Origin of the sequence: Microcoleus sp. N9_A1 (genome assembly GCF_036701795.1) — a bacterium.
Taxonomy (GTDB): Bacteria; Cyanobacteriota; Cyanobacteriia; order Cyanobacteriales; family Microcoleaceae; genus Microcoleus.
Map to the genome: position 1 here is coordinate 1 of NZ_JAUBRI010000122.1, position 9,126 is coordinate 9,126.

Sequence of the window (9,126 nt, forward strand, 5' to 3'; positions counted from 1 at the left end):
TAGATTTTAGATTTTAGATTTTAGATTTTAGATTTTAGATTTTAGATTTTAGATTTTAGATTTTAGATTTTAGATTTGGGATGCAAGGATGAAAGTTACGCATCCCAAAGGGAATGCCGATCGCTTTCTTTCCCAAGGCAGAAGCCCTAACCCCTGGATTTGTTAAAATCGTTGGTCATTCGGGCGATCTCGCGTAAAATAAGAGCTTGTACGAGGCGGTGCTGTTTGTTGCCGAAGACTAGAGAATCAATCAAGGTTTATCGGGATGTGGCGGGGTTGTGTAAAATAGCAGCAACATTGGATGAGATTGAGGCGCAGGGATGGAGTCTCAATCCAGGGCATTATGTGGGGGTGGCCCAACGTCAGGAGGCGGAGGATTTTGATGAGAGCCGCACGGTTGGAGATTTTGAATGTTGAGGCTAGGTAAAGTTGGAGGAAACAATTGCTGAGAAGTAGCAATGCTTTTAGAACAAAACTTTTAGAGATAAGGCATTGCAGGAAATAAGGAGAATGAAATCAGAAACTATATGACTACAGGCAATTTTTCACTATCTATAGATGACATTTCTGGAATTATCCAGGCGGTTGGAGTTGTTGTATCTCTCATCTATGTTGGTATACAGGTTCGAGCTAGTACGAAAGCTATAAAAGGGGCTACTTATCAATCAATTATTAGCGTGTATGCAGAAATTGAAGCCCGGATTAGCCAAGACTCAGAAGCAGCACGCATCTATCGGTTAGGCTGTGACGAGCCTGAAGCGCTAGAAAAAGATGAAGCGCTAAGGTTTAGGGAACTTGTTTGTAGCATTTTTAATTTCTATGAAAATCTCCATTATCAATATAAAAACAATTTATTAGATGAAGTTTTATGGCAAGGTTGGTCTAATTACCTGAAAATTAAACTGGAGTATCCAGGATTCGCGAAGTATTGGAGCACGAACGGAAAGCTTTATAGTAAGGATTTTCGGGAATATGTGAAAAGGAAATGTCTCAAACCTGAAAACAAAGTTTAATCTAGTGGTGTCGCTGAAGGGGAAAAATGAGTGAACTTAGAACGTTACCAATCACAATGCCCAAGGAAGAAATAGAGCAATTTGGTCAGCGTCACCATATCCGCAAACTGTGTACAATCGCCAGGGGAAATCGCGTGTTTGGGAATAAAGTCAACGGGCTGATTGTAGACTATATCGGCGTTTTCTGCGACTTGCAAAAAGCCCTAGCAATTTACGGTTCCGCATCCGGTGGCTATGTCAGAGAAGGCGACACTCCCGTACAGGCGAAAGCCGCCTTAGTCGATGAATTGAGAAGTGCGATCTACCTTACGCTACAATTCTGTACTGAACGTGGCATCGATTTTAACGAAATTCAAACCACCACGGAATCTTTCGCCCGTATTAAGCTATGGGATGATGCTGTCGAAACCATCCTCATCAACGACGATTCCAAACAGCGATATCTAGCACTAACTCAAAACGTTAACAAACTCTACAAAGCGATTCTCCCAGACCCAGCAGCGGGCGAGTTCAATCCTAGTTTATATGCTTTTGCTGAAATTACCAAGCGCATCAAACAGTTAACCCCACAGTCGGACATTACCGAAGTCAAAGCCGCTGTTGAAGAAATCCTCGATCTGTCGATCGGTACTTTAACATATGCCATCCCCGAATCAAACCAACTCATCGATCTGGGCCAGATTGACTTTGACGCCCTCAAAGCCCAGTTTGCATCTGGTTACAAACACACCGAAACAGAGAAACTCAAAGGCATAATTAGCAGTCAATTAACGCAGATGCTACGCCTCAACAAAAGCCGGATGAATTACTTAAACAAGTTCCAGCAAATGATTGATGAATATAATGCTGGTTCCCGCAATGTCGAGATATTTTTTGCCGATTTGGTGGAATTTGCCCAAGAACTCAATATTGAGGATCAACGTGCAATATCCGAGAATTTGGCAGAGGAAGAATTAGCAATTTTTGATTTGTTGACCAAACCAGATATTACTTTAAGCGAGAAAGAAAAGCTGGAAATCAAGAAAGTAGCAAAGGAGCTTTTGTCAACCCTCAAGCAAGAAAAATTAGTTTTAGATTGGCGCAGGCGACAGCAAAGCAAGGCAGCAGTTAAAGTGGCGATCGAGGAAATTTTAGATGGACTGCCCGAAAGCTACTCAACCGAAGTGTATCAGCGCAAATGTCAAGAGGTTTACCAGCACGTTTATGAATCTTATTCTGAGGCGGGGCGCAGTATTTACACCGCCACAGCTTGTTAAAATCCTCAATCATGTGGAGCGGGGGCATCTACAAAACCTGCTTTTAGGAGAATTGTTGACAATGTGGCTAAAATTTGGTGTTGCTCTCAGTGGCGAACTGACGAGCATTGATGAAGTTGTGCGCGGAAAAACTCAGCTAACTTGCCTCTACTGTGGCGGCTCTCTCACAGCAAAAAAGGGGTCAGTGAAAGAACATCACTTCGCGCACACTGAGGAAACTTGCAAACCAGTCTCACAGCGGATTAAAACCAAAGCTTTCCCCTCGCTTCCCCTTTACGATAATTTCAACATCCAGCTTAAGGGTGAGGAATTGGAACAATTGAAAGTGCTGTGGAAAGAGTACGGGGCCCAAAAGCGATCGATTCCCAAGGATTTAGTCAGCTTTCGGTGGGAGCTCAAAGGGTTGGTGGAATCGGAGGGCGATCGCACTTATCAATTCACTAACCTCGGCAAAATCCCCGTCGGCGCGCTTCCCCTGGTGTTGTTCAACCGAGTCCAAGAACCGCTGCTGCTGTCAGAGTTGATGAAGTTAGAAGGCTCTGTAGAGATTGCTGAAGCTGCGGGGTTATCTTGTTTGGAAGAGCGGCGGGCTGATTTGCTGATTTATCGAGCGCAGCTTCGTCGGATTCTGGTGAACTCGCTCTACTTTCTGGAAGTCAAAGCGGACGGTCACTGCTTTTATAAAATTGGCATTACTACTCGCTCGATCGAGGAGAGAATCGCGGAAGTGCAGCGGGATGTGAGAGCGCATTACTCGGATGTGGTTGTTAATTTGCTGGGACTATGGGAACACCGGGGGAATGTCGAGCTGTACTTCAAACACCGATATCAACCCTTTAACTACCGGATTGGCAAGCTGACAGAGTATTTTGTGTTTCCGAACGTCAAGGCGGTGCTGCAAGATTTGTATGAGATGAAACCCAAAGTTTTGTCTGTTGTTGAGTTGGATGCGATAGCACGCTTGGTGAGTCCGATCGCTGAACTCAATAACTACCGCAAACCACAAAAAATGAAAAATCCTGATAATTTTATTGAGTAGAATTTGACAGCGCACAAAATAGGTAGTAGTTTGGGGTTAAAGCAAGTGTTTATTTTGCATTTGCAAGTTAACGCTTAGTTATGCCGTCCCCCGCAGCATTTTGATAGCCTCAATAATATACTTCACATAATAATGGCTCTCCTGGGTTTATGGTGGATACGGTATAAGACACAACTGTTCGCGATTCTGTGATGCCCTTGGAGTAAGAATATGCGGTTTGTTTATCACCACAAACTCAGGAGAGCCATAATAATCAGCAATATGAAAAGCATGACCGTAAAAGACTTGATGGAAGCTTTGGCAGGAGAAGACCCCGAAGCCATAGTTTACGCTTATATTCCCGAACGTTATCTCAAGTCCATTTTCTATGAAGCGTCATTCACGATTGAGGAAGTTGCGGCGCAGAGCGGCTCACCCAAACGAGTCACCCTATTCTCCGATGAGCCAAGGCTTGACAGCGATGATTTGAACTCATGGCCGGAATCATTTCGTCACGAGTACGTCCTCAAGGAAGAAAGTGAAGCGGAAGGTTTTTGATGGGAATTGAACCAACCAAAACAAAAAGCGAACTAATTTAGTTTCAGAAAACAGCGGAGCATTTTTGAATGCACCTAAAAGAATGGGGACGCTTTCCATCTTCGCCTGTTAGGAAGTACCGTTCTCCACAAAAGTTTTTAGCTTAGAAGCGTTTCTCACTGCATTTCCGTCTCCGTCGTTGTTGAAGTAGGCGAACACACGGAGCCCCTGACTTTCCCACTCCTGGATGCGATCGGCCCACCACTGTAAATCCTCATCCGAGTAGGAGCCGCCGTAGAGGTAGTTGGGGTCGGGGCCGTGGAGCCGCACATAGACGAAGGGCGCTGTTGCACGGAGGATACAAGGAAGGTGCGCCCCGCTCATCACGCAATAGGCCGCTCCAAACCTTTCCAGCATCGAAAATACCTCTTCTGCGTGCCAGCTTGGGTGTCGGAATTCGACAGCTACTTCGATCCAAGGGGGCACCTGTTCTAGAAAGTAGGCTAGGCGGGCCAAATCGCAGCCGAACTGGGGAGGAAGCTGGACGAGCAGAATACCCAATCGATCGCCCAGGCATTGAAGTCCCTCACTCATGCGTTCCAACCACTTTTCTGGCGAGTAAAGGCGCTTGGAGTGCGTTAGACCGCGGGGCGCTTTTACAGTCATCAGAAATCCTGGGGGGAGGCGCTGCTGCCAGCTAGCGAAGGTAGCATTTGGCGGCCAGCGGTAGTAGGTGCTGTTAACTTCGACGGTTTGATAGTGCTGGATGTAGCAATCGAGTCGGGAGCGAGGCGGTAGCTGGTGGGGGTAGAGCACACCTTCCCAATGGTCGTAACTCCAACCTGAAGTACCGATGCGAACAACCATCGCCTTTTTACTCCACCAATAAGCGTGTGAATTTAAGTGTAGTCGGCCCGCATCGCTACCGCACTCTATCAATCAGCTAAAAATAGAGAAAGCAAGTTGAACTATTAAGGACTCCTTTAAACAGCGAACCTGACTTTACTGCTTTGGGCGAACGTCTCAGGCTTTTCTATCTTGAAGGAGTGAGGAAATTAATAGGAGCTTGAACGGCAAAACACCCAAAGAGCGATCGTTCCAAATAATAGTCCTGAACTCACGTATCTAGCAACTCCTCTAAAATCTGTTCTACTGTTACCTTCAGCGGAGGTAAATTATTTTGTACGATCGCCCAAACTAGGTTTAACGAGACTCGGAAATATTCATGCACTACCAGATTCCTAAACGCTACAATTTGCGCCCAAGGCACGGACGAATATCGGCTAGTTAGCTCGGACGATAACGCATTTGTTGCTTCTCCAATAATTTGCAGGTGATGAACAATCCAAATCTGAATTAATTCTTGGTTGTCAAATTCCTGCCTGCCAAGGCTTGCATATCGCTCAATTGCAGCTATTGCATCTAATATATCTTGCAGTCGTTCCGGTTCTCGTCTCATAGCGGTACAGCTTCCTGCAAAACGCGCTCCCGAATGCGTTCTTTCAACATATCCACTGTGGCGATATCAACCTTACGATTGAGCAGTTGTTCCAAATCAAGCAATAGCCCACCTGGAAACCAAGGCGTAATTTTCTCTAAATCGTAATCCACTAACAAATCAATATCACTTTCTGGGGTCGCTTCCCCCCGCGCTACCGAACCGAATACGCGCACGTTGTAGGCTCCGTGCTTTTGGGCAATGGCGAGAATTTGCGATCGCTCACAATACAGTAATTCTTGAATGCCTAATCCTGTTTTTTCCATCAAGCCCTCCTCAACGCCTTAAAATGGTGCCCTCATCGCTATTTCTAGTCTCGCACTTTCAGCAACAAGTTACGCCCACGCTCGCTACACAACGCTATTTGCGATCGCCACTAACACCCCCATTTGCGAGAAACTAAACCCAAACCCAAAACCTCCACACTGTCGCTATGCCCAAAATCCCTGAATGCGATCGCTGTCTCCTCTTTGCCCGCAATCCTTACTTAGTCTGTGCTGTGCATCCCACGGGCCCCAACACCGATAATTGCCCCGACTTCCGAGAAAACCCTAACGCTGAACCGGAGGAATTGTGGGAACCCGAAGGGGCAAGCTACTACAACGGCGAACTCATTCTGCAACCCCGACAGCGGTTGACACCAGAGGAACAGTTAGAGCTGCTGGACGCGCACCCGCTGTTTACCGGCCGGTGTCCCCGGTGTGAACGCCCGTTCCCCCAGTATGAAACGCCCCCGGTGCATTGGGATTGTTTGGAGTGCGGGTGGATGGACGATGCGGTTTGAGGCGATCGTTCATAGTAATTGGGCGATCGTTAGTTTTATTGGCTACGGTGCAAGGAAAAGTTAGTCGGGGAAATTGCTTTTGCTGTCAATTCTCTGGTTCGTCAGACAGAATTGACGAAGGTAGCGACTCGCGTTCTTTGGTGGTGGCAGGTATTCTGTTGACGAATTTGGGTATAGGTGCTTTGATGGGATGGATGGGTTTACTTTGGTCGCAAGGAGGGTTTGCACCGGGGGAAGCGGTTCATTTGACTCAGGAGCAGGCGGAGGGTTTGCGGTGGGCAAGTAGCGCTGAGGGGAAGTTTGCTCGGAATTTGATGAAGTGGAATTCTGATAGTTTGACTAATTTAGAATGTAAAAAGGATGTTCGGCGTTTGGGGGTGACTTTGGAGGTAGCGGGTAGGCCAGCTACTTCGGGGTTCTGCACTGTATGGGTTGAACCTGTGCAAAAGCGTAAATTTAGGAATTAAATGTTGTAAGGATTCAGGTCACTGAACTCCTTGCTGGGTAAAGACTTTAGATCTGTAGATTGATGCTAAATTAATGTATATTGTCAATAAATTGGGTGAAAGTGTGACTTTTCGTCCCTTATTGACAATGAACAGATCTGGACAAAAGCCCTGATTTTACCCTGAAACCCTTGCCAGACAAGCGTTGGAGCTGCAACTTTTTTGACCTGAATCCTTACTAAATGTTTGCGGTTTTATGCGCTGTAATGGCGTATTAGACTGCAACTGCGATACAATTAACAGTTAGTTTTCACATCAAGGTTATTAAGTTACTGAGATTTTCCAAACCGATAGGTTAAAGTTAAGCACAGAGAGATTCCTAGGCAAAATGAACAGGAAATGGATTCTATATGACAAAGATGATAGGCAAGTCACCTGGCCAACTTGCATTAACAATTTGTCACCTATTAAAAATGCTCTAGGGTCAGAGTTGCCAACATGGATAAAGCAGGCTTTCAATAGAAAGGGCATTTTCAATGAAGATGAAATGGTTGTTCCGATTCACCCAATTTCAGTTTTAGGACAATGTAGTACGGCTAAATACATTGACTGTCCAAATATTCCAGGACACCACATAGAAAACGCTAGAGTTTGTGGAGGGGCACGCTATCTGGATGGCATTGGAAAATATTACTGGTTTGACTTCGATCTTGTTAGTTCGGACGGGACGCTAATAAAATTGCGTATGGTGGTTAATACAGGGGATGCTGACTGCAATGATGGCTTGTGGGGAGCAGTTTGGAGACGCAATACAGGGGAGCTTGTTGCGAACATCTTGAGTAGTGGCGATATGGAAACAACAATACAAGCCGTTTCAAAGAAATGTATCGATCTGTATAAGTCTTATGATATTTGGATTCCCCTCCTTTTCACCACTCACAAGTATGCCAACAACCTAGAATTGGAAAAACTTGTTGACCTAGCAATTCAAATTTGTTTTTATCCGAAGGCTGAGATTACTGATACTGGAAATATAAGCCTTTGGGAGTAAGCTGTCTAAAGCACTTTGGCAAAAGCGGGTTGACGAAAGGGTTTAGTAGCTATCTCAACTACAAGCTTGTAACATAGATCGGATCGAATCAATTGAGGTAATTAAACATGAAATTAACAGCAACAATAAAAATTAAAAATCACTCCACCCATCAACAGATATTACAAAACAGAATCGCTCCTTTCTTCACCCTAACCCTAACTTCTTTCGCACCTCCTCACTACTCACAACTTTACCTGCTTTTTGCTGTTGTTTGGAGCGAGCGATAATGTTTAAAAACTGAGGATTGCTACTTAAAGAAACCCTTTCAATATCAGCTATAGCTACCAAAAGAGCTACAGGTTTACTTTCAAATGCTGCGATCGCAGGTTCTGTTCCCAAACTTTTGACATAATCGGCTAATGGTGCTGCACAATCTGACGGTTGTCGCTGCAAAGATTTTTTGATTAATATTAGCGAATCTGGACTTGTTGCTAAGGGTAAATTTTCTAAGTCGGCGATTGGTGTTAGGACAGCTACAGGAGTTCCCTTGATGGTAACAAGCAATGGCTCTTTCCCCAAAAATTGAATATATTTACCCAACGATTCAGTTGCTTGTGCAAGTTCTACTGATTTCATAGTTCAATTTCCTCTTGACCGATCCGAACTCGGTTGCGGTTCTTGACTCCAACTGCTTGAATATAGACTACAGAAACTGTGTTTTCTTCTACATCGTAGTACACCCGTAAATTTCCGAGCCGCAATTCCCAGGTTGCTAAACTGTTAGGTTCCATCGGTTTGCGATTTCTTGTCTCAACGAGGGGTTCATATTTGAGTTGTTCGTCTACAGTATCTAATACAGTTCGTTGCTGCCGAGTTGTTAAAAATTTTAGATGCTCAATAGCAGCGTCAGCATATTCAATTTGATAACTCAACGATCCTCATCTCAATGTTAATAACATATCCAAACATTCGTCTTTCTCCACGCCACCCGACATGAAACATCAGATAGCGATCGTGTTCAGTTCCTACTTATAACTCAGGTACGCTTCTTTTGATAAAATCTTAAGAATCCTTTCAGCTAGAGCATTACCCAACTCCCTCGGTTCCAGCTTATGCAATCCACCCCCATACACGCGCCCCTCACCCATCAGCGCCTCATCAGAAATCCGATCGAGCGCCTGCCACACCTCTTTAAGCAATTCTGGTCGATCTAAAAGCACTTTGGCAAGAGCGGGTTTAGGATACAGCATTAAATAAACATTGGTAGCCGTAGCCATTGAATGATTCAGAATAAAACGAAAAGGCCTACCTCTACCAGTAGGACAACTTGAGGATAGCAAGTTAAAAAACCCAGGGGTCGCCGAAACTGCGTGCGATCGCCCTGGAGCTTCTGCTGGTGTGTATTTTGTATGCTCTGATACCATTTTTTTAAAGATGTGCTAGAGATAAAGAATGTAAAATCCAAAGACCATCCTGTGAGAAAACCAATGACATGATTCGTTAAAGATGCTAAGATTTCCTGAACTTTTACGCGGAGTTCG

The 9,126-nt window shown here is 44.9% G+C and carries 15 protein-coding genes; 8 read left to right on the top strand and 7 right to left on the bottom strand.

Translation table 11 applies throughout. The features are described from left to right. Positions 1–228 precede the first annotated feature (228 nt). From QUA58_RS29835 to QUA58_RS29855, 5 genes are all read left to right on the top strand, one after another. A complete protein-coding gene (locus tag QUA58_RS29835; protein ID WP_333397730.1) occupies positions 229–417 on the top strand; it encodes a hypothetical protein in 189 nt (62 codons plus the stop codon). Between the two features lie 110 nt (positions 418–527). Beyond that, positions 528–1,013, top strand: coding sequence for a hypothetical protein (locus QUA58_RS29840; RefSeq protein ID WP_333397732.1), 486 nt, complete (start codon positions 528–530; stop codon positions 1,011–1,013). A gap of 26 nt (positions 1,014–1,039) precedes the next feature. Beyond that, on the top strand, positions 1,040–2,269 hold the full coding sequence (locus QUA58_RS29845; protein WP_333397734.1) for a type I restriction enzyme endonuclease domain-containing protein: 1,230 nt from the start codon (positions 1,040–1,042) through the stop codon (positions 2,267–2,269). Continuing rightward, positions 2,217–3,308: a GIY-YIG nuclease family protein gene (locus tag QUA58_RS29850; protein ID WP_333397735.1), complete on the top strand. Its 1,092-nt coding sequence runs from the start codon at positions 2,217–2,219 to the stop codon at positions 3,306–3,308. The genes QUA58_RS29845 and QUA58_RS29850 overlap by 53 nt, the downstream gene beginning before the upstream one ends. A gap of 270 nt (positions 3,309–3,578) precedes the next feature. Next, positions 3,579–3,845 (top strand): hypothetical protein, encoded by a 267-nt coding sequence (locus QUA58_RS29855; protein ID WP_333397737.1) that lies wholly within the window; start codon positions 3,579–3,581, stop codon positions 3,843–3,845. 108 nt (positions 3,846–3,953) lie between these two features. Here the strand turns inward: QUA58_RS29855 and QUA58_RS29860 are convergent, their stop codons facing one another. From QUA58_RS29860 to QUA58_RS29870, 3 genes are all read right to left on the bottom strand, one after another. After that, on the bottom strand, positions 3,954–4,691 hold the full coding sequence (locus tag QUA58_RS29860) for a DUF72 domain-containing protein (protein ID WP_333397739.1): 738 nt from the start codon (positions 4,689–4,691) through the stop codon (positions 3,954–3,956). 250 nt (positions 4,692–4,941) lie between these two features. Then, on the bottom strand, positions 4,942–5,283 hold the full coding sequence (locus QUA58_RS29865; protein ID WP_333397740.1) for a HepT-like ribonuclease domain-containing protein: 342 nt from the start codon (positions 5,281–5,283) through the stop codon (positions 4,942–4,944). Then, on the bottom strand, positions 5,280–5,588 hold the full coding sequence (locus tag QUA58_RS29870) for a nucleotidyltransferase family protein (RefSeq protein ID WP_333397742.1): 309 nt from the start codon (positions 5,586–5,588) through the stop codon (positions 5,280–5,282). The genes QUA58_RS29865 and QUA58_RS29870 overlap by 4 nt, the downstream gene beginning before the upstream one ends. A gap of 167 nt (positions 5,589–5,755) precedes the next feature. Between QUA58_RS29870 and QUA58_RS29875 the strand changes: the two genes are divergently transcribed. The 3 genes from QUA58_RS29875 to QUA58_RS29885 all read left to right on the top strand — a co-directional run bounded on the left by QUA58_RS29875 (position 5,756) and on the right by QUA58_RS29885 (position 7,603). Further along, a complete protein-coding gene (locus tag QUA58_RS29875; protein ID WP_333397743.1) occupies positions 5,756–6,106 on the top strand; it encodes a hypothetical protein in 351 nt (116 codons plus the stop codon). Beyond that, the gene (locus QUA58_RS29880) at positions 6,085–6,573 is read left to right on the top strand and encodes a DUF6753 family protein (RefSeq protein ID WP_333397749.1); all 489 of its coding nucleotides are present in this window, start codon (positions 6,085–6,087) and stop codon (positions 6,571–6,573) included. Before QUA58_RS29875 ends, QUA58_RS29880 begins: the two co-directional genes overlap by 22 nt. Positions 6,574–6,940: 367 nt before the next feature. Then, complete coding sequence (locus QUA58_RS29885) at positions 6,941–7,603, top strand: hypothetical protein (RefSeq protein ID WP_333397751.1); 663 nt, start codon at positions 6,941–6,943, stop codon at positions 7,601–7,603. 186 nt (positions 7,604–7,789) lie between these two features. Here the strand turns inward: QUA58_RS29885 and QUA58_RS29890 are convergent, their stop codons facing one another. The 4 genes from QUA58_RS29890 to QUA58_RS29905 all read right to left on the bottom strand — a co-directional run. Further along, positions 7,790–8,221 carry a hypothetical protein gene (locus QUA58_RS29890; RefSeq protein WP_333397753.1) on the bottom strand — a complete coding sequence of 144 codons (432 nt, stop codon included), beginning with the start codon at positions 8,219–8,221 and terminating at the stop codon, positions 7,790–7,792. After that, positions 8,218–8,517 carry a type II toxin-antitoxin system RelE/ParE family toxin gene (locus QUA58_RS29895; RefSeq protein ID WP_333397755.1) on the bottom strand — a complete coding sequence of 100 codons (300 nt, stop codon included), beginning with the start codon at positions 8,515–8,517 and terminating at the stop codon, positions 8,218–8,220. Before QUA58_RS29895 ends, QUA58_RS29890 begins: the two co-directional genes overlap by 4 nt. A gap of 93 nt (positions 8,518–8,610) precedes the next feature. Then, the gene (locus QUA58_RS29900; RefSeq protein ID WP_333397758.1) at positions 8,611–8,862 is read right to left on the bottom strand and encodes a hypothetical protein; all 252 of its coding nucleotides are present in this window, start codon (positions 8,860–8,862) and stop codon (positions 8,611–8,613) included. Positions 8,863–8,870: 8 nt separating this feature from the next. Beyond that, on the bottom strand, positions 8,871–9,126 hold a 256-nt coding region (locus QUA58_RS29905), incomplete at its 5' end, for a hypothetical protein (protein ID WP_333397760.1).